This is a genomic window from Micromonospora sp. NPDC004551, assembly GCF_040609975.1.
In the GTDB taxonomy this organism is placed as follows: domain Bacteria; phylum Actinomycetota; class Actinomycetes; order Mycobacteriales; family Micromonosporaceae; genus Micromonospora.
The window spans coordinates 682,743-705,829 of sequence record NZ_JBEXLM010000001.1; the positions used below are offsets into that span (position 1 = coordinate 682,743).

Genomic DNA, 23,087 nt, shown 5'->3' on the forward strand with positions numbered 1-23,087 from the left:
TATCGGCCGGGGATTCGGCCCTAACGATCGCTCAGTGTGGGATGCCGCACTGTAGTCAAATTTGGCTATTACGCTTGTCCGGTGTCGGCAACACGGATGATGATTCTGGGCCTGGTGCGGTGGATGCAGCCGGTGCACGGCTACGACGTGCGCCGTGAGCTGCTGAGCTGGAGCGCGGACAAGTGGGCCAACGTGCAGCCCGGTTCGATCTACCACGCCCTGCGCAAGCTCACCGACGAGGGGCTGCTCCGGACGGTCTCCGTCGAGCAGGTCGGCGCCCGTCCCGCCCGCACCACCTACGAGGTGACGGCGAAGGGCGACGAGGAGTTCGAGACCCTGCTGCGGGCCCAGTGGTGGCAGCTCCACGAGCCGCCGGACCCGTTCGTGGCGGCCTTCTCGTTCCTGCCGGCCATGCCGCGCGAGGAGGCGGCGGCCGCGCTGCGCAACCGGGCGAACCTGATCCGCGCCGGCGTCGAGTCGATGCGCGCCTCGTTGGACTCGGACTGGGTTCGCAACCGCAAGCCGGTGCACGTCGGCTGGATGTTCGAACTCTGGCTGGCCCGGGCGGAGGCGGAGATGGGCTGGTGCGAGCGGATCGCCGAGCGGATCGAGTCGGGAGTGTCGTACCTGCCTGCTGGGCTGGAGCAGGCCGAGGGGTGGTCGGGCTGGCCGGACGGCGCTCCCAACGCGGAATAATCAACGTTGACCACAAGAGTTATATCGCGTTAGTCTCTGCGCGAGCCGTGGGGAAGCCGTGTGTCCTCCTCGCGGACCATCGGCGGCCGGCCGTGTCCGGCCCGGAGGACCAGGAGCAGACATGATCGAGACCAGGGGGCTGCGGAAGTCGTTCCGCTCCCGCGCGCGTCGCGAGACGAAGACCGTGGACGCGGTCCGTGGCGTCAACCTGGAGGTGGCCGAGGGGGAGATCTTCGGCTTCCTCGGCCCCAACGGCGCCGGCAAGACCACCACCCTGCGGATGCTCGCCACCCTCATCGAGCCCGACGGCGGCGAGGCCACCATCGCCGGGGCCGACCTGCGCAAGGACCCGGCCGAGGTGCGCCGGCGCATCGGCTACGTGGCCCAGGGCGGCAGCACCTGGGACGAGTCCACCGCCCGCGAGGAGCTGGTGCTCCAGGCCCGGCTCTACGGCATCGGCAAGGCCGAGGCGCACCGCCGCGCCACCCGCGCCCTGGACGCCTTCCAGCTCAGCGAGTACGCCGACCGCAAGTGCAAGACCTACTCCGGCGGCCAGCGCCGGCGGGTCGAGATCGCGCTCGGCATCATCCACGAGCCGAAGATCGTCTTCCTGGACGAGCCGACCACCGGCCTCGACCCGCAGAGCCGGGCGCACATGTGGGACGAGATCCGCCGGCTGCGCAGCGAGGGCATGACCGTCTTCATCACCACGCACTACCTCGACGAGGCCGACGCGCTCTGCGACCGGATCGCGATCATGGATCACGGCGAGGTGGTCGCGGAGGGCACCCCGGCCGAGCTGAAGCGTGAGATCTCCGGCGAGGTGGTGCTGGTCGGCCTCGACGCGGCCACCACCCCGCGCGCCGCCGAACTGCTCGACACCGAGACGTACGTCAGCAAGCTGGAGACCGTCGACGAGGGCGGCCTGCGCCTCTACGTCGACGAGGGCGCGACCGCCATCCCGCAGGTGCTGCGCCGCCTCGACCACGCCGGGCTGGAGCTGCGCTCGATCGAGCTGCACCGCCCCAGCCTCGACGACGTCTTCCTCACCAAGACCGGCCGCTCGCTGCGCGAGTCCTGAGCATCGGGAGCACTGTCATGAAACTCGCCCGCGACACCTGGCTGATCTTCCAGCGCCAGATCCAGCTGCTGCTGCGCAACCCTGTGTGGGTCTTCGTCGGCGTCTTCCAGCCGGTGATGTACCTGCTCCTCTTCGCCCCGCTGCTCAAGCCCGCGCTGAACGCGCCGACCCAGGCCGCCGCGTACAAGATCTTCGTGCCCGGCCTGCTGGTGCTGCTGGCCATCTTCGGCGGCCTGTTCCAGGGCTTCGGCCTGATCGCCGAGCTGCGTGCCGGGGTCATCGAGCGGTCCCGGGTCACCCCGGTCAGCCGCCTCGCCCTGCTGCTCGGCCGCTCCCTGCGCGACGTGGTCTCGCTGATCGCGCAGGCGGTCATCATCACCCTGCTGGCGCTGCTGTTCGACCTGCGCGTCTTCATCGGCTACCTGCTGCTGGCCTACCTGATGCTCGCCCTCATCGCGCTCATGACCTCGGCCGTCTCCTACGGCGTCGCGCTCAAGGTCAAGAGCGAGGACGCGCTGGCCCCGCTCATGAACACCGTGGCCCAGCCGGTGCTGCTGCTCTCCGGCATCCTGCTGCCGCTGACCTTCGCCCCCGGCTGGCTCCAGGGCGTCGCCAAGTGGAACCCGTTCTCCTGGTCGGTCGACGGCGTGCGGGCGCTGTTCGCCGGTGATCTGAGCAACGACAAGGTCTGGCAGGGCCTCACGATCGTCGCGGTGCTCGCCGTCGCCGGAGTGGTCTGGGCCGCCCGGCAGTTCGCCCGCAGCGTCCGCTGATCCGACGAGAGTTGCCTCTCATCAGGGGCGGGGTGCCGGCCGTACGCAAGTAGCGTGAGGCCAGTGCCCCGCCTCACCCGTGACCGGACGACCTGGCTGACCTACGCCCAGCTGGGGTTGTGGGGCTTCTTCCTCTACGGGTTCGGTCCCGTCGTGCCGCTGCTCCGCGACGAACAGGGCACCAGCGCCGCTGTCGCCGGCCTGCACAGCACCGGCATCGCGGTCGGCGCGCTGGCCGGCGGCGCCCTCTTCGCACCGGCCGCCCGCCGCCTCGGCCGCGGCCCGGCCATCTGGCTCGGCCTCGCCGGCGTGGCCGCCGGCGTCACCGCGCTCGGCCTGCTCCACCCGCTGCCCGCCACCATCGCCGCCGTCGCGGTGATCGCCACCTTCGGCATGATGCTGATCAGCGGGGTCAACGTGGTGCTCACCGCCCACCACGGGCGTGGCGCCCCCGCCGCACTGAGCGAGGCCAACGCGGCCTGCGCCGGCATGGGCATCCTCGCGCCGCTGGTCATCGGCGCGACCGTGGACGCCGGCCTCGGCTGGCGACCGGTGATGGCCGTCGAGGTCGGGCTGATCACCCTGGTCGCCCTCGCCGCCGTGACCTTCCGGGTACGCACCCCTCAGGCCCCGACCACCTCCCCGCCCGCCGGCTCCTCCCCGATCTTGGACACTTACCGTTCGCCCCGAACGGAAACTGTCCACGATCTCGGACAGCGCGCCGTGTCGGGGCGGTTGCCCCGGGCGTACTGGATCGCCTGGGTGCTCATGTCGGTCACCGGCTCGATCGAGGTCTGCCTGTCGCTCTGGACCGCCGACGTGCTCCGCACCCACGCCGGACTCAGCGCCGGCGGGGCGTCGGCGGCCGTCGCGGCGATCGTCTGCGGCATGTTCGCCGGCCGGCTGGCCGGCGGCCGGCTCGCGCTGCGCTGGCGGCCGGTGCCGCTGCTGCTCGCCGCGCTGACCGTCTCCCTGGCCGGGTTCGCGCTGTTCTGGTCGGCTCCCGTGGGCTGGCTGGCCGTGACCGGCCTGGTCGTGCTGGGCCTGGGCAACGCCCTGCACTACCCCCTGGCGATCGCCATCGCCCTCGCCGCCGCCGGGCCGGCCGCGGACAAGGCGGCCGGCTGGGCGTCGTACTCGATGGGGGTGGGTTTCGGCATCGCGCCCGTCGCGCTCGGCTGGGTGGCCGACGGCGTCGGCCCGCACCTGGCCTTCCTGCTCCTGCCCGGCTTCATCGCCGCAGCCATGCTGCTCACCGTGCGGCTCGGGCGGGCCCTGCGCGCGCCGGCCCACACCGAGGACCGCACCCCGGTCTCCGCCGCCGCCTGATCGACTCCCGCCGGCACGCTCGATCCGCAGCCGCTCACCGGCTCGACTCCAGACTCGTGGTCGCGGTGTCCGGCACCCCACCTCGGCGCAGTCTTCAGCGCACCCGGGCCAGGGTCACGCCGTCGGCGATGGGGAGCATGACGGCCTCGACGCGGACGTCGGCGAGGATCTCGTCGTTGAAGGCGGCGATCGCGCGGTCGTCGGCGTTCTGCGGGGCGAGCACCCGCCCGCCGCGCAGCGTGTTGTCCACCGCGATCACCGCGCCCGGACGCATCCGGGGCACCAGCTCGTCCCAGTAGACCGGGTAGCCGACCTTGTCGGCGTCGATGAAGGCGAAGTCCAGGTAGCGCTCGCGCGGCAACTCGCGGAGCGTGTCCGCGGCCGGACCGATACGCAGCTCGATGCGGTCCTGCACGCCGGCCCGGGTCCAGTACCGCCGGGCCACCCCGGTGTACTCCTCGGAGATGTCGAAGCAGGTCAGGCGGCCGCCCTCGGCGAGGCCCCGCGCGATGGCGAGCGAGGAGAGCCCGGTGAACGTGCCCACCTCCACGGCCTGCCGGACACCGAGCAGCCGGGTCAGGAAGGTGAGGAACGCGGCCTGCTCGGGCGCGACCTGCATGTCCGCCTGGGCGGGAAGGGCGGCCCGGGTCTCCTCGGCCAGCTCACGGACGATCTCATCCGGGGCGGACCCGTGCGCCACCAGGTACGCGTGCAGTTCCGGGGTCAGCGGCAACGGCTTCGTGCTCATGATCGGACGTTAGCCGAGATGTTCGATCTCCTGGCCCCCGGGCGCGACCTTCGTCCACAGGTCGGTGATGTTCAGCCCCAACTCGGCGAGAAGATTGCGCAGCAGCGGCAGGGAGAGCCCCACCACCGTCCCCGGGTCGCCCTCGATGCCGGTCAGGAACGCCCCGCCCAACCCGTCGATGGTGAACGCCCCGGCAACGGCCAGCGGCTCACCCGTCGCCACGTACGCGGCGATCTCCGCGTCGCTGATGTCGGCGAAGTGCACAGTGGTTGAGGCGACCGCCTCCGCCCGGGATTCGTGCACCACGTCGAGCAGGCAGTGACCGGTGTGCAGCACCCCGCTGCGCCCGCGCATCCGCTGCCAGCGCCGGGTGGCGTCCGCCGCGTCCGCGGGCTTGCCGAGAATCTCCCCGTCGAACGCCAGCACCGAGTCGCAGCCGAGCACGAGCGTCCGCTCGTCCGGGTCGGGACGCAGCCGGCCCAGCACGGCCTGCGCCTTCAACCGGGCCAGTTCCAGGCACAGATCCTCGGCGCGGTCGCTGACCACCTGCGACTCGTCGACGCCGCTGACCAGCACGTCGGGTTCGATCCCGGCGGCTTGGAGCAGCTTGCGGCGGGCGGGACTCTGCGAGGCGAGCACGAGGCGGAGCGGAGTAGACACCCGACCGACGCTACCGGCTGATCCGCGGCGGCGGGTCGCCGCCACGTCGACGCCGGCGCCAGTACAGGTAACCGCCGCCGGCTGCCAGCAGTACGCCCAGCGTCGCCAAGCCGCGTGCGGTGGGGTTGTCGTTGCTGCTGTCGCGGGCCGCCGTCGAGGCGGGTGCGGTGACCGAGGGGGTTTGGAAGCCGAGTGGAGGGACGTCGGCGGTGAGGGCGGCGACCAGGTCGATGACCCCGTAGCCGTACTCGTCGTCGCGGCCGGGCGGGCCCTTGTCGATCGCGGTGGCGGTCAGGCGATGTGCGACCTCCTGGGCGGGGAGGTTGGGATACTTCGAGCGGATCAAGGCAGCAGCACCAGCCACGATCGCGGTCGCGCCGGAGGTGCCGGTTCCCTTCGAGTACTTGCCCCCGTAGCTGGTGCTGTAGATGTCTACCGCTGGCGCGGCCACATCAACCTCAGGTCCGGTCACCGAGATTGCGGCGTGCTCTCCGGTGCGGTCGATTCCTGCGACGGCGACGACGCCGTCTTCTGACGCTGGGTAGCCGACCGAAATTGCTTCGGGTCGGTTGCCCACGCCTGCGACGACGACGATATCTGCAGCCAACGCGACCTTTATTGCTCGAATTAGTCGAACGCTAGCCGTGCCTGAGCTGGAGATGCTAATTACTTCAGCGTGGTGCGAAGTGGCGTATTCGACGGCGGCGGCCAAATCGTCGGCCTCGCCCCGATTATCGGCCGCCGATGAGATGATGGGGAGGATTTTCGCCTCCGGGGCGATGCCAAGGGCCCCGACATCCCCGGTTGTTCCGTGCGCTGCAATTAATCCCGCCATTGCTGTTCCGTGACTGTTGGTGTCTCGGCGGCCATCGCCGTCCTTGCCAGGCATGACGTTCGTTCCTGTAAGGAGGTTCCCGGTCAGATCGGGGTGGGAGTCAACGCCCGTATCTGGGACGGCTACGACGACGCCTGCGCCCCGAGTGATTGTATGTGCCTCGCTTACTTGGAGATAATTCAGATGCCATTGGTCATGGCGGACCCGCTCTGAGTTGTCCCCGGTTCCCCGAGTGGCCACGGCAGCGGGCGTTGGCTGTACAAGAGCGAGGGAAGCTGCGAAAGCGCCGATTGTTCGAGCGAGTCCAGTTCTCACCGGTCCAGGCCAATGGTTGGCCCTGGGTCGGTCGGCCCCGGATCGTCTGGCGGGAGTACTACAGGGCTGACACCTTCAATCGTTTTCCAAGGGTTGTCCGGGTCCCATGGGCGTAGTTCGTCTTCTCGCCTTGGCCCAACGTTGCGGCTTGGACCAACGGCATTGCCTGCATTCAGGGATCCCCCTGCAGTTGGGGAACCTCCGAATGGCGGTACGGCGTGGACGCCGCTCGACTGGCCCCTGCCACCTCCTGGACGCGATCCGGCCGCCCCGCCTGGGGCAGTGCCTGCGCCGCCTCCTCCTATAACGCCACCCACCGGATTGACGCGACGAGGCGGGCTGGCCTTGGAACCCGGCTGACCTAAACCCATTCCCGGCGTGTTACCAATCAACCCGCCTGGTTGCATAGGGCGGGCCAGAGGCGATGGACGACGGCCCTCGCCAGTAATCCTCTGGACCGGGCCGAGCCGCTCATCGATTGGGGGGCTTGCTCTTCCCGGATTCAAAGGTGCGACCGGCGCCTGACCGATCGCACCGCCGGAGGGTGGCGTGGGCGCTAGAGGCGCCGTGACGTTCGGCGGGCTGTTTACGGCGGCAGGGGCTACTACGGAGGGAGCGCTGCCGAGAATTGGGCCGACTCCGGGAGCGGGTGGCGAAGTAGCGGCTCGCTTGGTTGGCGAGTCTGAAGTAAGAGGCCGTGGGGCTCGTGAGGCCACGGGCACTGGCACAACTGGCGGGATGGCGGGCAACTGGGCACCGCCGTAGACGTCGGGATCATTGGTTTCAATACCGGGGCGGCGGACTGCTGGCGGGCGTTGGAGCATGACTTGGGCTTGTTGGAGTTCGCCGCTCAATCCCGTCATCAACCCTCGTGCCCGCACGTTCAGCTCTTCGAGGTCCGCGTCCGTCACCGGCGGCTTCTCCGGCAGCCGGCTTCCCGCCACCGCCTTCGGGTCGGCGAGCACCGTCTCGTACGCCTGCTTCTGCCGCATCTTCTCCGCGTACTCGTCGAAGAGCGGTTCGAGCTCAGCGCGGGTGCTGCCGATGGCGCGGGTGGCGGCGGCGAGCGCGTCGTAGTTCGCGGCGGCGGCGTCGTGGGTGCGTTGCACCTGGTCGATGAGCTGGTCGAGTTCGCCGAGGTACGCCCGGGCGGCGGCGTTGGTCTCCGGTGGCCACGCCTCGGCGAGCCCGCGCCGGTATTCGCGCAGCCGGCTCACGTGGGCCAGGGCCAGGTCGCAGACCTTGCGCCAGCCGGCGACCTGCTTCCACTGGCCGGTGGTGTCCTGGTCCTGGAGGCACGCCCACATGCTGAGCACGTCCATGAGGCGCCAGTCGGTGAGCCCGGAGGTGCGTCCGCTGCCCCGTTCGATCACGGCAGGACCACCTGTCCCGGATCGGCTGCGGTGGGATCGGTCAGCGGCGGCACCGGCCGGGCGGTCGCCACCGACGGTGCGGCCAACGCCCGTTCGACGTCGCCGACCCGGGCCGAGGAGAAGGCGTCGGAGTCGCCGTAGGCCGCCGCGATGTGCCCGGCGGCGCCGGCCAGCCGGCCGGTGGCGGGGGCCAGGTCCCAGACCATCGTGACCGTGGCCTTCTGGGTCTCGTGGTGGGCCTGGAGGAACTGGACCAGCTCGACGAACGCGTCGGCCGGGTTGGGGATCGGGGCCCGCATGTCGTCGGCGATGTAGGACAGGTGGGGGGCGTAGTTGCGGGCGACCTCGTCCTGGAGCCGGTCGGCGAACTCCCGCATCCGTCGGATGTCGGCCTCGATGCCGCCGTAGTCACGCAGCCAGCCGGCCGGCTGGTTGTCCTCCGGGATCATCGACCCTCCCTGCCCGTCACCGCACGGTTTCCCTGAGTGAGGTTAATGGCTCCGCGCGGATCCCGGCAGTCCCGATGCGCGGGCGCGTACCCGGGGAAGGGTCAGCGGGGGAGGCCGGAGGCGCGCCACGCGCCGGGGCCGGCGACGGGCGCCGCGCCCGCCGGACGGGCGCTGCGCGCCCACTGCGACACGGCGGCCGGCGCGGTGGCCGCGGCCGGCCGGGTCCGCACCACGATCGCGCCGACCAGGGCGGCCAGTTCCTCGGCGGTGGGCACGCCGCGGACGACCCGGAACAGCGGCTCTTCGGCAGACATGCCGACAGGGTACGCGTCCAGAACTTGACCTTCACCGCACAGTGGCGTGCCGCCGGTGTAGCCGTCCGTGCTCCCGGGTACGGTTTCCGGGATGTCTGACGCGCTTCCCCAACTCGTCGCCGACCGGTACCGGCTCATCTCGCCGCTCGGCCAGGGCGGCATGGGTCGGGTGTGGAAGGCGCGCGACGAGGTGCTGCACCGCGACGTGGCGATCAAGGAACTCGTCCCGCCGCCCAGCCTCACTCCGGAGGAGCGCCGCGAGATGCGGGAACGCTCGCTGCGGGAGGCCCGGGCCATCGCCCGGCTCAACAACATCAACGTGGTCCGCATCTTCGACGTGCTGCGCACCGACGGCGATCCATGGATCGTCATGGAATACGTGCCGTCGAAGTCGTTGCAGGACACCATCGCCGAGGACGGCCCGGTCTCCCCGGCGAAGGCCGTCGAGATCGGCCTGGGCGTGCTGGGCGCGCTGAAGGCCGCGCACAAGGCCGGCATCATGCACCGCGACGTGAAGCCCGGCAACGTGCTGCTCGGCAATGACGGGCGGGTGGTGCTCACCGACTTCGGCCTGGCCACCATCCCGGGCGACCCCAACGTGACGCGCACCGGCATGGTGCTCGGCTCGCCCGCGTACATCGCGCCGGAGCGGGCGAAGGACGGCACCGCCGGGCCGGAGGCCGACCTCTGGTCGCTGGGCGCCACGCTCTACGCCGCCGTGGAAGGCAAGTCGCCCTACGCGCGGCCGTCGGCGATCGCCACCCTGGCCGCGCTCGCCACCGAGCCGCTGCCGCCGCCGAAGAACGCCGGGCCCCTGAAGCCGGTGCTCCAGGGCCTGCTGCGCAAGGACCCGGAGGACCGGATCACCGCCGAGGTCGCGGAGCGCATGCTCCGCAAGGCCGCGGGGCGGCGGGCCAAGGGCATCTCACTGCTGGACGGCGTACGCCGGCCGGGGCCGAACGGTCCCCGCGGTCCGCGTCCCCCGCTGGTGCCGGCCCCGCGCCCGGCGGACGGCCAGGCCGAGCGGCCGGTGAGCCCGGCGCCGGGCAGGTCCGACGGGGCCGCGTCCGCGGCCGCCGTCGCTGGTGCGACGGCGGCCGCCGCCACCGCGAAGGTGCCGGCCGGGCCCGACGCCGCGCCCACCGCCAAGGTGGCTCCGCCGGTCGCCGAGCCGACCACGAGGCTCGACGCCGCGCCGGCCGTCGACGAGACCCGGGTGGACGGTCCCGATCCGGCGCTCGACGAGACCCGGCTGGACGGCGAGCCCGTGGTGGAGCCGCCGGCTCCGCCGAAGAACCCGACGTCCGTGTTGGCCGAGCCGGTCAGCCCGGCGCCGTCGACCGGCCGCGCGGCGGTGATCCCGGGTACGAAGCCGGAGCGCAACAGGCGCAACCTGCTGATCGGCGCGCTGGTGCTGGTGCTGCTGGTCGGCCTCGCGGTGGCCGTGCCGCTGCTGAACAGCGGTGACGACGCGGACAAGGGCGGGCAGGCCACGGCCACCTCGGCCGCGCCGGCCCCGCCCCCGCCGGCGACCAGCGCCGGGCCTTCCTCGGCCGCGCCGACCAGCGCCGCAGCCAGCCCGACCCCGTCGGCGTCGGTGACTCCCTCGGCATCGGCCGACACCTTGCCCGCCGGCTGGCACTATTACAAGGGCTCGAACGGCTTCCAGGTACCGATTCCCAACGGCTGGCAGGCTCGGGTCCGGTCCGACAACGTCGTGCTGTATGAGAACGGCGGGGCGCGCCGGGTGCTGTTCATCCAGTGGACCGACTCGCCGAAGAAGGATGCCTACGCCGACTGGCAGGCGCAGGAGTCGAGCCGCCGGAACTACGTCGACAACTACAAGCTGGTCGGGATCACCCGCTGCGACGGCTACTTCCGCACCTGCGCCGACTGGGACTGGCTGGAGACGCGGAACGGCGGCACCCGCTTCCACGTGCGCAACCGGGGTGTGGCCACCGCCAGCAACCGGGGCTTCGCCCTGCGCTGGGAGGTCCCGGCGAGCGCCTGGGACGCCAACCTGGCCAACTGGGAGATCATCACCAAGGGCTTCAAGCCCGATCGGGTGAACTGACCCAGGGAATTCCGCCGTTGCGAAACCGACTCGCATGGCCTTCCGTTCTCGGGGGTATTGAGACCCGCGACGACGGAAGGAGGAACGACATGGGTTACCGACACAAGGACACCGGGCCCCGGCTGGCACTGTGGATGCTTGTCGCGCTCGGGGACGTGGTCCTGCTGCTGATCAGCGCCGGCCTCTCCGCCCCGGTCGCGGCGCTCGGTGTCGTCGCCCTCACCGTCGCGGGGGTGGCGACGTGGCGGCTGGCCCGCCGGACCACCCTGGCCGGGCGGGGTGCGGTCCCCGTGCCGGTCGGCTCGCGACGCAGGGCGTGACCCGGGCGGTCAACACGGCAGTGGCGGCAGCCGGACCAGCTATCGACCCCGGGTCGTAGCCGATCCCGCTGCCGCCGACTGGCGGCCGTGGGGCTGGTCAGGTGTTGTTGGCCAGGGCGATCAGCCGGGTCCGGTCACCGTTCCAGTAATTGCGGTCGACGTTGCCGCTGATGCCGGAGACGGCGCCGGTGCTGGTGTACTGCCAGAAGCTCCAGAACGGGGCGCCGGCCGGGAGGGTGCCGGGCGTGCTCGCCCAGCGGGCGAGCCAGAGCGGGTGGTTGGCCCAGGGGCCGGTCCAGCTGCCGGTGCACTGGTTCCACCAGCTGGTGGTCGTGTAGATGACCGCGTACCGGCCGGTGCGGGACCGGTAGGTGTTCAGGAAGTCCTGGATCCAGTTGCGCATGCCGGTGGTGCTCAGGCCGTAGCAGTAGCCGCCGGAGTAGGGGTTGCCCTCGATGTCCAGGGCGGCGGGCAGCGTGCGGCTGTCGGCGGACCAGGCGCCACCGTTGCTGGCCAGGTAGTTGGCCTGGATGGCGCCGGAGGAGATGTTCGGCCGGGCGAAGTGGTAGGCCCCGCGGATCACGCCGGCGTTGTAGGCGGCGACGTAGTTGGTGTTGAACCGCGGGTCCTTGTAGCTGGTGCCCTCGGTGGCCTTGATGAAGGCGAACTGGATGCCGGCGTTCCGGACGCTGGTCCAGTTGATGCTGCCCTGGTAGTTGGAGACGTCGATGCCGGGGGTGGTGGCCGCGGCGGCCGGTCCGGCGGTCGCGAAGAGGGCCGCCGCCGCGGTGGCGGCGACGGTCAGGCCGGCGGCGAGCAACCGGCGCACGGAGAATCTGGTACGGGCCATTGATGCCTCCAGGGACGTTCAACGATTGACGCCCATCTTTGGAGTTAAGTGCCCTAGATCGCAAGGGGACTTAAAGAATTTTTCATTGATGATTGTCGTCGCCCTGGTGGTCCTTTGGGAACGATCTCTCGAACGACACAGCTCGGGCCGGTAGGCTCCCCGCCCATGCCCCTGATCGACGGCCTCACCACCCTCTGGGACAAGCTGCTCGGCGCCCAGCCGGATCCGCCGCCGCTGCTGGTGCTGCTCACCGCCGTCGTCGCGGTGGTGGTGGTCGCCACCCGGCTGCCCTGGCGGATCGCCCGCAACGCGGTGACCATCGCCCACGAGGGCGGCCACGCGCTCATGGCGCTGCTGACCGGTCGGCGGTTGCGCGGCATCCGGCTGCACTCGGACACTTCCGGGCTCACCCTCTCCGCCGGCCGCCCCAGCGGTCCGGGGATGATCCTCACCCTGCTGGCCGGGTACGTCGCCCCGTCCCTGATCGGCCTCGCCGGGGCGTGGCTGCTCGCCGGCAACCGGATCACCCTGCTGCTCTGGGTCGCGGTGGTGCTGCTGCTGGCCATGCTGGTGATGATCCGCAACGTCTTCGGCGTGCTGTCGCTGCTGGTCACCGGCGGCGTGGTGCTCGCCGTCTCCTGGTACACCTCGCCCGAGGTTCAGGCCGCGTTCGCCTGGACCTCGGTCTGGTTTCTGCTGTTCGGCGGCGTCCGCCCGGTGTTCGAGCTGCAACGGCTGCGCAGCCGGGGGCGGATGCCCGAGTCGGACGCGGACCAGCTCGCCCGGCTCACCCCCTTCCCGCCGCTGTTCTGGGTGACCGTGTTCCTGCTGGTCACCCTGGCCGCGCTGGGTGCCGGCGCGCTGCTGCTTGCGGGCCCGATCCTCACCGACGCCGGGTTGACGATCTGAGCGGTCCCCGTCAGGAACACCGCCGGCGCCCCAATGTGGAGTGGATCACCCGGCGCACCGGGGCGGGGGAGGGCAGAATCGGACGGGTGCGATACGTGATCATCGGGGCGGGCGCGGTCGGCGGCACCATCGGCGTACGGCTGGGGGAGGCCGGCCGCGACGTGACGCTGGTGGCCCGCGGCGCGCACCTGGACGCGCTCCGGGAGCGGGGCCTGACCCTGCGCACGCCGGACGGCACGGTGACCAGCCGGCTGCCGGCGGTGGCCGGGCCGGACGGCCGTCCGCTGCCGGCGGACACGGTTCTGGTGCTCACGGTCAAGTCGCAGGACACCGCGGCGGCCCTGGGGACCTGGGTGGACGCCCCGGTCGAGGGCGGCGGGACGGCGGGCGAGCGGCTGCCGATCGTGCTGGCCCAGAACGGCGTCGCCAACGAGCCGGCCGCGCTGCGGCTGTTCGCCCGGGTGCACCCGGTCTGCGTCTGGCTGCCCGCCACCCACCTGGAACCGGGTGTGGTGGTGGCCAACGGGCACCCGCACCCGGGCATGCTGCACATCGGCCGCTACCCGTCCGGTGCGGACGACACCAGCCGCGCGGTCGCCGCCGACCTGACCGACGCCGGGTTCGTCGCCCCGGTCCGGGACGACGTGATGCGCTGGAAGTACGGCAAGCTCCTCGGCAACCTGGGCAACGGCCTCCAGGCGCTGCTCGGCCCGGAGGTGCCCGATCCGCTGGCCGCCCGGGTACGCGCCGAGGGCGAGGCCGCCCTGGCCGCGGCCGGCATCGCGCACACCACCCGCGAGGAGGAGGCGGCCGAGCGGGGCGACCGGGTGCGGCACCGGCCGGTCGACGGCGCGGAGCGGGCCGGCGGCTCCACCTGGCAGAGCCTGGCCCGGGGCGCCGGCTCCGCCGAGGCGGACCACCTCAACGGCGAGATCGTGCTGCTCGGCCGGCTGCACGGGTTGCCCACCCCGGCCAACGCCGCGGTGCAGGCCGCCGTGCGCCGGGCGGTCCGCGAGCGTATCCCGGCCGGCGGCTTCCCCCTGGCCGAGCTGGAGAAAATGGTCGGCTGACCGCGCAACCTGAGCCCCGGCGCCAGGCGTCTCCCCTGCGACCGCCACGGGGGAGGTAGCAGGGTGCCGGACGTCGACGGGTTCGACGAGTTCTACCGGGGCAGCCGACAACGGCTGCTCGGCTTCGTCTACGTGCTCACCGGCAACCTCGCCGAGGCCCAGGACGCCGTGCAGGAGGCGTACATCCGGGCCTGGCAGCGGTGGTCGACGGTGCGCGGGTACGACGACCCGGAGGCGTGGGTGCGCGTGGTGGCCAGCCGGATCGCGGTGAGCCGCTGGCGCAGCCTGCGCAGCCGGGCCCGGGCCTACCTGCGGCACGGTGCCGAGGAGAGCATCCCCGCCCCGAGCACCGACACGGTCGAGGTGGTGGCCGCGCTGCGCCGGCTCCCCGAGGAGCAGCGCACCGCCATCGCGCTCTACTACCTGCTCGGCATGCCGGTCGCCGAGGTGGCCCGGGAGACCGAGGCCCCGGTCGGCACGGTCAAGGCGCGGCTCTCCCGGGGGCGCGCGGCGCTCGCCGGGCTGCTCGCCGTCGTGGATGTGGAGGAGCCCGCCGATGCGTGACGATGACCTGACGTTCGTCGAACTGGTGCAGCGGGAGCTGCACAGCGTCCGGTGGGCGGAGCCGGCCGAGCTCCGGTCCCGCGCCCGGCGCCGCAGCCGGCGCACCGTGGTGGCCGCGGCGCTCGCCGTGCTGGTGGTGGCCTCGGGCACCGCTCTGGTGGAGGCCGGGCGGGCCGCTCCCCACACGGCGCTGCCGGCCGGCGCGCCGGCCTCGGCGTCGCCCACCGCGACCGCCTGGACCGCCACGGAGGTTCCCGCCGAGGTGCTGCTGAAGCCGACGGATCTGCGGACGAAGACGGGGGTCCCGTTGACCGAGACCGGCCTCGGCGAGGCCGTACGGCTCGATGACCTGCTGCTGTTCTGCCGGAAGCACCAGAGTCTGCCGGCGGAATGGGAGGCGTCCCGGTACTCCCGTTCGGTGACGATCCTGCGAGAGCGTCCGGCGGCCGACGAGCAGCGGCCGGGCCAGGTGCTGGCCATGCAGGAGGTCTACCGGGTCACGCCGGAGGTGGCCGACCGGGTCTTCGCCGGTATGGGCGAGCTGCTCGCGCCGTGCCGCGAGTGGCGGTCCAGCGGCCCGACCCAGTGGCAGGGAAAGACGATCAACGCGCAGGTCGTCCACTCCTGGCGGGAGGTTGACAGCGACTTCGCCGGGGACGACTCGGTGCTGCTGCGGCACACGGTCGGCCAGGCCCGGAACCTGGACACCGGCAAGCCGTTGGGTGCCGTGAGCAAGCCGATCAGCAGGGTGGTCGTCCGGGTCGGCGACCTCGTCAGCGTGATCCAGGTCGGTCGGGACGGCACCGAGGCCGACCTGCGGAAGCTGGCCGTCACGGCGGCCGGCCGGATGTGTCCCGCCGCCCACCCGCGCTGCTGACGCGCCGGCCCCCACCGGTTGACGGTGGGGGCCGGCGACAGGACGGTCAGAGCGGGATGTTGCCGTGCTTCTTCGGCGGCAGGGTCTCGCGCTTGGTGCGCAGCACCCGCAGCGCCCGCACGATCTGGGTACGCGTCTCGTGCGGCGGGATCACCCCGTCGACGTACCCGCGCTCGGCGGCGATGTACGGGTTGGCCAGGGTGTCCTCGTACTCGGCGATCTTCTCGGCCCGGACGGCGGCCGGGTCCTCGGCGTTGGCGAGCTCGGAGCGGTAGAGGATGTTCACGGCGCCCTGCGCGCCCATCACCGCGATCTGCGCGGTCGGCCAGGCGAAGTTCAGGTCCGCGCCGAGGTGCTTGGAGCCCATCACGTCGTACGCCCCGCCGTACGCCTTCCGGGTGATGACGGTGACCTTCGGGACGGTGGCCTCGGCGTACGCGTAGATGAGCTTCGCGCCGCGGCGGATGATGCCGTCCCACTCCTGCCCGGTGCCGGGGAGGAAGCCGGGGACGTCCACGAAGGTCAGCACCGGGATGTTGAACGCGTCGCAGGTGCGCACGAACCGGGCCGCCTTTTCCGAGGCGGCGATGTCCAGCGTGCCGGCGAACTGCATCGGCTGGTTGGCGACCACGCCGACCGGGCGGCCCTCGACCCGGCCGAAACCGACCACGATGTTCTGCGCGTAGAGCGGCTGGACCTCGAGGAACTCGCCGTCGTCGAGGACGTGCTCGATGACCCGGTGCATGTCGTACGGCTGGTTGGCCGAGTCGGGGATCAGCGTGTCCAGCTCGCGGTCCTCATCGGTGATGTCGAGGTCCGCGGCGGCGGAGAAGACCACCGGCTCGTCCAGGTTGTTGGACGGCAGGTACGACAGCAGCGCCTTGACGTACTCGATCGCGTCCTCCTCGTCGGTGCCGAGGTAGTGCGCGTTGCCGCTGCGGGCGTTGTGGGTGCGGGCGCCGCCCAGCTCCTCCATGCCCACGTCCTCGCCGGTGACCGTCTTGATGACGTCGGGGCCGGTGATGAACATGTGCGAGGTCTGGTCGACCATCACGGTGAAGTCGGTGACCGCCGGGGAGTAGACCGCGCCGCCCGCGCACGGTCCCATGATCAGCGAGATCTGCGGGATGACACCGCTGGCCCGCACGTTGCGGAAGAAGATCTCGCCGTAGAGGCCCAGCGAGGCGACGCCCTCCTGGATCCGCGCGCCACCCGAGTCGTTGATGCCGACGACCGGGCAGCCGATCTTCATGGCCAGGTCCATCAGCTTGACGATCTTCTCGCCGAAGACCTCACCGAGGGAACCGCCGAAGACGGTGAAGTCCTGCGCGAAGACGCAGACCTGGCGGCCGTCCACCGTGCCGTAGCCGGTCACCACGCCGTCCCCGTACGGGCGGGTCTTCTCCAGCCCGAAGTTGGTCGAGCGGTGCCGGGCGAATTCGTCCAGCTCGACGAAGGAACCCTCGTCGAGGAGCATCTCGATCCGCTCCCGAGCGGTCTTCTTGCCCCGCGCGTGCTGCTTCTCGACCGCGCGCGCCGACCCGGCGTGCACCGCCTCGTCGAGCCGTCGCTCCAGGTCCGCCAGCTTGCCGGCGGTCGTGTGGATGTTGATCCCGGTCTCGGTAGTCACCCAGGGAATATAACGATGGTTCAGGTGGGCGACGCTGTGCAGTGCGCCTCACCGCTTCCCGCGGGCCGGCCGGCGTGCGGGCCGTAGGCTGGCGGGATGCCCGGCTCGCCGTACACCGATCTGGACCGCCCGCCACTGTCCGCGGCCCGGCTGCGACGCGCGCTGGTCGCGCCGCACGGGCCCTGGCGCCGGCTGGAGCTGCGGGCCGAGACCGGCTCGACCAACGCCGACGTGGCCGAGGCCGCCCGGGCCGGCGAACCGGAGGGCCTCGTGGTGGTCGCCGAGCGGCAGAATGCCGGCCGGGGCCGGCGCGGTCGGGTCTGGCAGTCGCCGCCGCGGGCCGGCCTCGCCACCAGCGTCCTGCTCCGGCCGGGCGAGGCCGTCCCGGAGCGCGGCTGGTCGCCCGTGCCACCCCAGGGGTACGGCTGGCTGCCGCTGCTGGCCGGTGTCGCGCTGGTCGAGGCGGTGGCCCTGCTGGCCGAGCTGGACGCCCGGCTCAAGTGGCCGAACGACCTGCTGCTGGACGGCGCGAAGTGCGCCGGCGTGCTCGCCGAGGCGGTGCCCGGCACGGCCCCGGACCAGCCGCCCGCGATCGTGGTCGGCATCGGCCTGAACGTGACCCTGCGCGCCGACGAGCTGCCGGAGAACCCCACCGGGCTGCCGGCCACCTCGCTCCAGCTCGCCGGTGCCGCCGCCACCGACCGGGACCCGCTGCTGCGCGCCCTGCTCCGCTCGCTGGCCGACTGGTACGAGCGCTGGCGGGACGCCGGGGGCGACGCGGTCGCCAGCGGCCTGCGGGACGCCTATCTGGCGGGTTGCGCCACGGTGGGCCGGCAGGTCCGGGTGCTGCTCCCGGACGGCCGGGAGGTGCGCGGCACCGCCACCGGTGTGGACCCGGACGGGCAGTTGCTGGTCGACGGCCCGGAGGGGGAGCTGCGCCTCGCCGCGGGCGACGTGCTGCACCTGCGCTGAGCACCCTCCGCGCGGCCGATCCCGGAGGATGCGCCGACCGGTTACGGTCAGCCCGTCCTGTTCTGCGAGGAGGTTCCCGTGGCGTTCCCCGAAGACGTGCTCACCGAGGACGAGCACGTCGTGCTGCATCTCCACCCGCACTGGAAGGCCCTGATCCGGCCGATCCTGGTGCTGGTGCTCGCCGTCGCGGCGGTGGTCGCGGGCTGGGTCCTGCTGCCCGAGGGCGACGGCGGCACGATCGCGCTCTACGTGATCGCCGCGCTCGGCCTGGTGCTGGTGTTCTGGCTGGGGCTGTGGCCGTTCCTGGTCTGGCGCACCACCCACTACCTCTTCACCAACGAGCGGGTGCTGCTCCAGGAGGGCGTGTTCTCCCGCAACCGGCGGGACCTGCCGCTGACCCGGATCAACGACCACGCCATGCACCAGAAGTTCCTGGAGCGGCTGCTCGGCTGCGGCACGCTGACCATCGAGTCCGCCGGTGAGCGCGGCCAGTCGGTGCTCAGCGACGTGCCACACGTCGACAAGGTCCAGACCAAGCTCTACGAGCTGGTCGAGGCCCACCACGACCGGCACAGCCTGGGCGACGGTGAGATGCGCGAGATCCTGGCCGACATGGCCGAGGGCAAGCCGCTGCGCGACCCCTCCGCCTGACCCCCGGGCCTCCGGCGCCCCTCGTGCGGGCGCCGGAGAGCCGGGCCGGAGTCAGCGGCGCGGAGCGCGGCGCGGGGTGGGCTGGAGTTCGGCGGCCAGCTCGGCGTCGAGGTCGGCGCCGAGGGCGCGGCCCAGGCCGGCGTCCGCCGGTGCGGGGCGGGCCTGCGGTGGTGGGTAGTCGCCGGCGCGGCGCTTGCCGAGCGGCGGTTCGGTCTCCTCCAGCTCGCTGACCGACTCGGCCAGCTCGGCCACCGGATCCATCTCGCCCACGTTGTCCCACTCGTCACGCGGAATGGCGTGCCAGGTCTCCTGGGCGTGCTTCGGCACCGGCTGGAACACGAACGTCCGGTAGGACCAGAAACGGAACAGGGTGGCCAGCAGCACGCCGCCGGTCTTCGCCACGTTCAACGCGAGCAGGCTGTTCACGCCGAGGCCGTACTTCGCCAGCGCCAGGACGCCCAGTTCGATGACGAGGCCGGCGCCGTTGAACAGGAAGAACAGGGCGTATTCGCGGCGAAGGGCCGCCTTCGGCCGATCCCGGTACGTCCAGTGCCGATTCATCAGATACGACGTGATCGTCGCGACGATGGTCGCGATGACGGTCGCCTTGAGCTGGCCGTCGCGGAAAACCGTGAGTGCCAGCGCATTGAACACCGCGTAATTGATGACGGTGTTGATGCCGCCGACGATGCCGAATTTGAGCGCCTCGTGGATGAACTTCTGCCAGCGCTCGGGCAGCAGACGGACAAGAGGCATGCGGAACACCTTAAGACAGTGGGCAGGGCCGGCTGGGCCCGGCAGGACGGGATGGGCGGTGGGTCACGCCCCGGACTCTCGGTCGCGGCTCGTCGCCGGAACGGGGGGAGTTCCCGCCTCGACGAAAACGAACCGTCGGTACGACCAGAACCGGAACAGCGTCCCCAGGCCGGTGCCGACGATGAAGCTGGCGATGTTGTCGGCCAGCGGGGTCTGGAACACCTCGGGCCACACGGCGCCGAGCCCGTAGCGGCTGATGGCGAGGCAGGCCACCGCGATGCCGAGGCCCACCCCGTTGAAGAAGAAGAACAGCGCGTACTCGCGGGCGGGGTGGGAGCGCTGGCGGTGCCGCCAGGTCCAGAACCGGTTGCCGAGGAACGCCAGGGTGGCCGCGATCACGGTGGAGATGGTCTTGGCCGCCACCGGCGGCATGTGCCGCACGCTCGCGAGGTAGTTGAAGAGGGCGAAGTCGACGAGGAAGGCGAAGCCGCCGACGGTGGCGAACTTGCTCATCTCGCGGATCAGGTGACCGAAACGGTCGATCAGGGCCCCGATCAGACCTCGACGGGTCTGCGGAGCCCCCGGTTGGTCCCCGGTCATCGTCGCGGCCACCCGCCGAGAGTACCGGGTACATGCTTCCGGGACCCGCCGCAACGGCGAGTCCGCGACAACCGCCCGCCGGTTCCGGTGTCCGTGAGCGGAGCGTAACCGCGCGTGGCGGAATTGTGGAGCAGATCACGGAATCGTCGTTCGTGTCATGCCGGTCCCCTTCGGCGCATCCGGCACCGTCGCGGGGTTGGTCGCGTACCGGGCCGTCGAAGGTTCTCCGCAAGATTTGCGTGAAACTGCGCGCGAAAGCGGGTAAGAGATCGCGATGCCGCAGCGTGGCCGTACCTTGTGCAGTTCTTCACAACCAGTCCCACTGACTGGGGAGGCAGCCCGGTTTACGCTGAGCCCAATCCCAGGTTTCCACGAAGGCGACGCACCGGCTCGCCAGAACTCGTGCATCCCATACATCGGTCAGCGTCGACCACAAGGAGATGTGACATGGTTGCTCCGGCTACTGTTCGGGGTATCGATCAGGCCCCGACGTCCCACCCCAAACTGCTCGCCTGGGTACGTGAGGTCGCGGAACTGACCACCCCCGACCGGGTGGTCTGGGTGAACGGGTCCGATGAGGAGTGGCGCCGCCTCACCGACGAGCTCGTCGACAAGGGCACCCTGATCCGGCTGAACCCCGAGAAGAAGCCCAACTCGTTCTACGCGCGGACGGACCCGACGGACGTCGCGCGGGTCGAGGAGCGCACCTTCATCTGCTCCGTCGACGAGGCGGACGCCGGCCCCACCAACAACTGGATGGCGCCGGCCGAGATGAAGCGGACGATGACGGAGCTGTACCGCGGGTGCATGCGCGGCCGCACCATGTACGTCATCCCGTTCTGCATGGGGCCGGTCGAGGCGAAGAGCCCGATGTTCGGCGTCGAGATCACCGACAGCCCGTACGTGGTCGCCTCCATGCGCATCATGACCCGGATGGGCGAGAAGATCCTCGAGGCGATGGGCGACGAGGCCGACTTCGTGCACGCGCTGCACTCGATCGGCGCCCCGCTCGAGCCGGGCCAGCAGGACGTGGCCTGGCCGTGCAACGACACCAAGTACATCTCGCACTTCCCGGAGACCCGGGAGATCTGGTCCTTCGGCTCCGGCTACGGCGGCAACTCGCTGCTCGGCAAGAAGTGCTACTCGCTGCGCATCGCCAGCGTCATGGGCCGCGACGAGGGCTGGCTGGCCGAGCACATGCTGATCCTCAAGATCACCTCGCCGGAGGGCAAGGTCTACCACATCGCGGGCGCGTTCCCGTCCGCCTGCGGCAAGACCAACCTGGCCATGCTGGAGCCGACCATCCCGGGCTGGAAGGTCGAGACCATCGGCGACGACATCGCCTGGATGCGGTTCGGCCCGGACGGCCGCCTCTACGCGATCAACCCGGAGTACGGCCTGTTCGGCGTCGCGCCCGGCACCGACTGGAAGACCAACGCCAACGCCATGCGGACGCTGGACCGCGGCAACTCCGTCTTCACCAACGTGGCCCTCACCGACGACGGTGACATCTGGTGGGAGGGCATGGGTGAGCCGCCGGCGCACCTGATTGACTGGAAGGGCAACGACTGGACGCCGGAGAGCGACAGCCTCTCCTCGCACGCGAACAGCCGGTTCTGCACCCCGATCACGCAGTGCCCGATCCTGGCCGACGACTACTACGACCCGAACGGCGTGCCGATCGACGCGATCCTGTTCGGCGGCCGGCGCCGGGACACCGTCCCGCTGATCACCGAGGCCCGCGACTGGGTCCACGGCGTCTACATGGGCGCCACGCTCTCCTCGGAGACCACCGCCGCCGCCTCCGGCGCGGTCGGCGTGGTGCGCCGCGACCCGATGGCCATGCTGCCGTTCATCGGCTACCACGCCGGCGACTACTTCCGGCACTGGATCGAGATGGGCAAGGGCGCCGACGGCGACGAGGCCAAGCTGCCGAAGATCTACTACGTCAACTGGTTCCGCAAGGACGCCGAGGGCAACTTCCTCTGGCCGGGCTTCGGCGAGAACTCCCGGGTGCTCAAGTGGGTCATCGAGCGCCTGGAGGGCCGGGCCGAGGCGGTCGAGACCCCGATCGGCATGGTGCCGGCCCAGGACGCGCTCGACGTCGAGGGCCTGGACATGACCCCGGAGGACGTCCGGATCGCCCTCAAGGTCGACCCGGAGGAGTGGCGCAACGAGCTGCCGCTGGTCACCGAGTGGTTCGAGAAGTTCGGTGACAAGCTCCCCGGCGTCCTCTGGGCCGAGCTGGACGCGCTGCGCGCCCGGCTCGACGCGGAGCCGCAGAAGTAGAGGTGTGACGGAAGCCCGCACCGGGCAACACCGGATGCCATGAGGACGGCCGCCGAACCTGTCGAGGTCCGGCGGCCGTCCGCCGTCCGGGCGCTGACCACCCTGCTCGCCGTCACGGCGGCGGCCACCATCGTGGTCGAGCTGCTCAACTACTGGTACGCCCCGGAGCAGGAGTTCGGGCTCGCCGTGCGTACCGGCTGGGCCATGCTGCGGTCGCTGGGCTTCCTGGTGCTGATCGGGCACGTCAAGCGGGGCCGGGCGGTGGCGAAGCCGTTCGGGCTGATCCTGTCGGTGACCACGGTCTTCGCGGTGGGGCGGCTGGTCGTACCCCGGGCGGGGGTGCCGCCGCTGCCCGGCCTGCTCGGCTTCGCGGTGCTCACGGCGCTCTGCGTCGCGGTGGTGGTGCTGCTCTACCGCTCCGAGTCGGTCGGTGGGCACCTGGTCCGGCACCGCAAGGGCCTGGTCGTCGAGGGCGGGGTGATCTCCTGGCGGGAGGTGGCCCCGAAGCGCCCGCCGGTCACCGGCTGGCTGCTCACCGCCCGGGTCGCCGCGTTCACCTACAGCCCGCTGATGCTGGTCCCGGCCCTGGTCGCGACCGGCTCCATCCTGGACGGGCGGATCAGCGCGGTGCCGGCCGTGCTGTTCTGGTTCGCCGCCGGCATCACGGTCAGCTACGCCGTGCTCTTCTGCACCGCCTTCCTGATGCGCGACCGCCCCTGGGCCCGCAGGTTCCTGATCGCCATCACCCTGGCCACCCTCGCGGTGGACCTGCCCCTGTGTTGGTGGCTCCTGGGCACCGACGGCCTGATCCGAGACGGCGCCCCCCTCCTGACCGCGGCCCTGCTGACCCTCTACTCCCTGCACCGCGCCCGGCACGCCCTCACCCCGCCCCCCTCGTCGCGTTGATCAAGAGGTTTGCGTCAGGGAGCGGCCGATTCCGGACGCAAACTTC

The 23,087-nt window shown here is 71.4% G+C and carries 23 protein-coding genes; 14 read left to right on the plus strand and 9 right to left on the minus strand.

Translation table 11 applies throughout. The annotated features are described in order from the left end of the window. The first annotated feature begins 96 nt into the window (after positions 1-96). The 4 genes from ABZW14_RS03440 to ABZW14_RS03455 all read left to right on the plus strand — a co-directional run bounded on the left by ABZW14_RS03440 (position 97) and on the right by ABZW14_RS03455 (position 3,879). Positions 97-696 carry a PadR family transcriptional regulator gene (locus ABZW14_RS03440; RefSeq protein WP_355339420.1) on the plus strand — a complete coding sequence of 200 codons (600 nt, stop codon included), beginning with the start codon at positions 97-99 and terminating at the stop codon, positions 694-696. A 121-nt stretch (positions 697-817) separates the two neighbouring features. Continuing rightward, positions 818-1,777: an ATP-binding cassette domain-containing protein gene (locus ABZW14_RS03445; RefSeq protein WP_355338993.1), complete on the plus strand. Its 960-nt coding sequence runs from the start codon at positions 818-820 to the stop codon at positions 1,775-1,777. 17 nt (positions 1,778-1,794) lie between these two features. Further along, a complete protein-coding gene (locus ABZW14_RS03450; protein ID WP_355338996.1) occupies positions 1,795-2,550 on the plus strand; it encodes an ABC transporter permease in 756 nt (251 codons plus the stop codon). A gap of 63 nt (positions 2,551-2,613) precedes the next feature. Continuing rightward, positions 2,614-3,879 carry an MFS transporter gene (locus tag ABZW14_RS03455; RefSeq protein ID WP_355338999.1) on the plus strand — a complete coding sequence of 422 codons (1,266 nt, stop codon included), beginning with the start codon at positions 2,614-2,616 and terminating at the stop codon, positions 3,877-3,879. A 94-nt stretch (positions 3,880-3,973) separates the two neighbouring features. Here ABZW14_RS03455 and ABZW14_RS03460 read toward each other — a convergent pair whose 3' ends face one another. From ABZW14_RS03460 to ABZW14_RS03480, 5 genes are all read right to left on the minus strand, one after another. Continuing rightward, positions 3,974-4,627 (minus strand): O-methyltransferase, encoded by a 654-nt coding sequence (locus ABZW14_RS03460; RefSeq protein ID WP_355339002.1) that lies wholly within the window; start codon positions 4,625-4,627, stop codon positions 3,974-3,976. A 9-nt stretch (positions 4,628-4,636) separates the two neighbouring features. Then, complete coding sequence (locus tag ABZW14_RS03465) at positions 4,637-5,287, minus strand: Maf family protein (RefSeq protein WP_355339005.1); 651 nt, start codon at positions 5,285-5,287, stop codon at positions 4,637-4,639. A gap of 10 nt (positions 5,288-5,297) precedes the next feature. After that, positions 5,298-6,362, minus strand: coding sequence for a S8 family serine peptidase (locus ABZW14_RS03470; protein WP_355339008.1), 1,065 nt, complete (start codon positions 6,360-6,362; stop codon positions 5,298-5,300). A 1,444-nt stretch (positions 6,363-7,806) separates the two neighbouring features. Continuing rightward, on the minus strand, positions 7,807-8,259 hold the full coding sequence (locus ABZW14_RS03475) for a hypothetical protein (RefSeq protein ID WP_355339011.1): 453 nt from the start codon (positions 8,257-8,259) through the stop codon (positions 7,807-7,809). Positions 8,260-8,360: 101 nt separating this feature from the next. Further along, positions 8,361-8,573 (minus strand): acyl-CoA carboxylase subunit epsilon, encoded by a 213-nt coding sequence (locus ABZW14_RS03480; protein ID WP_355339014.1) that lies wholly within the window; start codon positions 8,571-8,573, stop codon positions 8,361-8,363. A gap of 91 nt (positions 8,574-8,664) precedes the next feature. On the opposite strand from ABZW14_RS03480, the gene ABZW14_RS03485 reads away from it, so the two are divergent. Both ABZW14_RS03485 and ABZW14_RS03490 read left to right on the plus strand, forming a co-directional pair. Further along, positions 8,665-10,647, plus strand: a complete 1,983-nt coding sequence (locus tag ABZW14_RS03485; protein WP_355339017.1) for a serine/threonine-protein kinase — start codon at positions 8,665-8,667, stop codon at positions 10,645-10,647. An 89-nt stretch (positions 10,648-10,736) separates the two neighbouring features. Further along, positions 10,737-10,967: a hypothetical protein gene (locus ABZW14_RS03490; RefSeq protein WP_355339020.1), complete on the plus strand. Its 231-nt coding sequence runs from the start codon at positions 10,737-10,739 to the stop codon at positions 10,965-10,967. Between the two features lie 97 nt (positions 10,968-11,064). On the opposite strand, the gene ABZW14_RS03495 is transcribed toward ABZW14_RS03490, so the two are convergent. Then, complete coding sequence (locus ABZW14_RS03495) at positions 11,065-11,817, minus strand: GH25 family lysozyme (protein ID WP_355339023.1); 753 nt, start codon at positions 11,815-11,817, stop codon at positions 11,065-11,067. Between the two features lie 165 nt (positions 11,818-11,982). Between ABZW14_RS03495 and ABZW14_RS03500 the strand changes: the two genes are divergently transcribed. From ABZW14_RS03500 to ABZW14_RS03515, 4 genes are all read left to right on the plus strand, one after another. Then, on the plus strand, positions 11,983-12,726 hold the full coding sequence (locus ABZW14_RS03500) for a M50 family metallopeptidase (RefSeq protein WP_355339026.1): 744 nt from the start codon (positions 11,983-11,985) through the stop codon (positions 12,724-12,726). An 86-nt stretch (positions 12,727-12,812) separates the two neighbouring features. Further along, entirely contained in the window at positions 12,813-13,796 is a 984-nt protein-coding gene (locus tag ABZW14_RS03505; RefSeq protein WP_355339029.1) for a 2-dehydropantoate 2-reductase N-terminal domain-containing protein, read from the plus strand. Between the two features lie 63 nt (positions 13,797-13,859). Continuing rightward, a complete protein-coding gene (locus ABZW14_RS03510; RefSeq protein WP_355339032.1) occupies positions 13,860-14,360 on the plus strand; it encodes a SigE family RNA polymerase sigma factor in 501 nt (166 codons plus the stop codon). Then, positions 14,353-15,237, plus strand: a complete 885-nt coding sequence (locus ABZW14_RS03515) for a hypothetical protein (RefSeq protein WP_355339035.1) — start codon at positions 14,353-14,355, stop codon at positions 15,235-15,237. Before ABZW14_RS03510 ends, ABZW14_RS03515 begins: the two co-directional genes overlap by 8 nt. 46 nt (positions 15,238-15,283) lie before the next feature. Here the strand turns inward: ABZW14_RS03515 and ABZW14_RS03520 are convergent, their stop codons facing one another. Then, positions 15,284-16,867, minus strand: a complete 1,584-nt coding sequence (locus ABZW14_RS03520) for an acyl-CoA carboxylase subunit beta (protein ID WP_355339038.1) — start codon at positions 16,865-16,867, stop codon at positions 15,284-15,286. 96 nt (positions 16,868-16,963) lie between these two features. Between ABZW14_RS03520 and ABZW14_RS03525 the strand changes: the two genes are divergently transcribed. Continuing rightward, positions 16,964-17,839 carry a biotin--[acetyl-CoA-carboxylase] ligase gene (locus ABZW14_RS03525; protein WP_355339041.1) on the plus strand — a complete coding sequence of 292 codons (876 nt, stop codon included), beginning with the start codon at positions 16,964-16,966 and terminating at the stop codon, positions 17,837-17,839. 78 nt (positions 17,840-17,917) lie between these two features. Continuing rightward, positions 17,918-18,490: a PH domain-containing protein gene (locus ABZW14_RS03530; RefSeq protein ID WP_355339044.1), complete on the plus strand. Its 573-nt coding sequence runs from the start codon at positions 17,918-17,920 to the stop codon at positions 18,488-18,490. A gap of 51 nt (positions 18,491-18,541) precedes the next feature. Here ABZW14_RS03530 and ABZW14_RS03535 read toward each other — a convergent pair whose 3' ends face one another. Together ABZW14_RS03535 and ABZW14_RS03540 are read right to left on the minus strand one after the other, a co-directional pair. Continuing rightward, a complete protein-coding gene (locus ABZW14_RS03535) occupies positions 18,542-19,246 on the minus strand; it encodes a GtrA family protein (RefSeq protein WP_355339047.1) in 705 nt (234 codons plus the stop codon). A gap of 63 nt (positions 19,247-19,309) precedes the next feature. Continuing rightward, positions 19,310-19,846: a GtrA family protein gene (locus tag ABZW14_RS03540; RefSeq protein WP_355339423.1), complete on the minus strand. Its 537-nt coding sequence runs from the start codon at positions 19,844-19,846 to the stop codon at positions 19,310-19,312. Positions 19,847-20,293: 447 nt separating this feature from the next. Here ABZW14_RS03540 and ABZW14_RS03545 point away from each other — a divergent pair, with 447 nt between their 5' ends. Both ABZW14_RS03545 and ABZW14_RS03550 read left to right on the plus strand, forming a co-directional pair. Then, positions 20,294-22,135, plus strand: coding sequence for a phosphoenolpyruvate carboxykinase (GTP) (locus tag ABZW14_RS03545; protein WP_355339049.1), 1,842 nt, complete (start codon positions 20,294-20,296; stop codon positions 22,133-22,135). A gap of 39 nt (positions 22,136-22,174) precedes the next feature. Continuing rightward, entirely contained in the window at positions 22,175-23,041 is an 867-nt protein-coding gene (locus tag ABZW14_RS03550; RefSeq protein ID WP_355339052.1) for a hypothetical protein, read from the plus strand. Positions 23,042-23,087 lie beyond the last annotated feature (46 nt).

Coding starts and splice junctions, on each gene's coding strand:
- ABZW14_RS03550 (WP_355339052.1), top strand. CDS start 22,175: ATGAGGACGGCCGCCGAACCTGTCGAGGTCCGGCGGCCGTCCGCCGTC.
- ABZW14_RS03545 (WP_355339049.1), top strand. CDS start 20,294: ATGGTTGCTCCGGCTACTGTTCGGGGTATCGATCAGGCCCCGACGTCC.
- ABZW14_RS03460 (WP_355339002.1), bottom strand. CDS start 4,627: ATGAGCACGAAGCCGTTGCCGCTGACCCCGGAACTGCACGCGTACCTG.
- ABZW14_RS03495 (WP_355339023.1), bottom strand. CDS start 11,817: ATGGCCCGTACCAGATTCTCCGTGCGCCGGTTGCTCGCCGCCGGCCTG.
- ABZW14_RS03485 (WP_355339017.1), top strand. CDS start 8,665: ATGTCTGACGCGCTTCCCCAACTCGTCGCCGACCGGTACCGGCTCATC.
- ABZW14_RS03515 (WP_355339035.1), top strand. CDS start 14,353: ATGCGTGACGATGACCTGACGTTCGTCGAACTGGTGCAGCGGGAGCTG.
- ABZW14_RS03440 (WP_355339420.1), top strand. CDS start 97: ATGATGATTCTGGGCCTGGTGCGGTGGATGCAGCCGGTGCACGGCTAC.
- ABZW14_RS03445 (WP_355338993.1), top strand. CDS start 818: ATGATCGAGACCAGGGGGCTGCGGAAGTCGTTCCGCTCCCGCGCGCGT.
- ABZW14_RS03490 (WP_355339020.1), top strand. CDS start 10,737: ATGGGTTACCGACACAAGGACACCGGGCCCCGGCTGGCACTGTGGATG.
- ABZW14_RS03475 (WP_355339011.1), bottom strand. CDS start 8,259: ATGATCCCGGAGGACAACCAGCCGGCCGGCTGGCTGCGTGACTACGGC.
- ABZW14_RS03525 (WP_355339041.1), top strand. CDS start 16,964: ATGCCCGGCTCGCCGTACACCGATCTGGACCGCCCGCCACTGTCCGCG.
- ABZW14_RS03480 (WP_355339014.1), bottom strand. CDS start 8,573: ATGTCTGCCGAAGAGCCGCTGTTCCGGGTCGTCCGCGGCGTGCCCACC.
- ABZW14_RS03535 (WP_355339047.1), bottom strand. CDS start 19,246: ATGCCTCTTGTCCGTCTGCTGCCCGAGCGCTGGCAGAAGTTCATCCAC.
- ABZW14_RS03540 (WP_355339423.1), bottom strand. CDS start 19,846: ATGACCGGGGACCAACCGGGGGCTCCGCAGACCCGTCGAGGTCTGATC.
- ABZW14_RS03450 (WP_355338996.1), top strand. CDS start 1,795: ATGAAACTCGCCCGCGACACCTGGCTGATCTTCCAGCGCCAGATCCAG.
- ABZW14_RS03500 (WP_355339026.1), top strand. CDS start 11,983: ATGCCCCTGATCGACGGCCTCACCACCCTCTGGGACAAGCTGCTCGGC.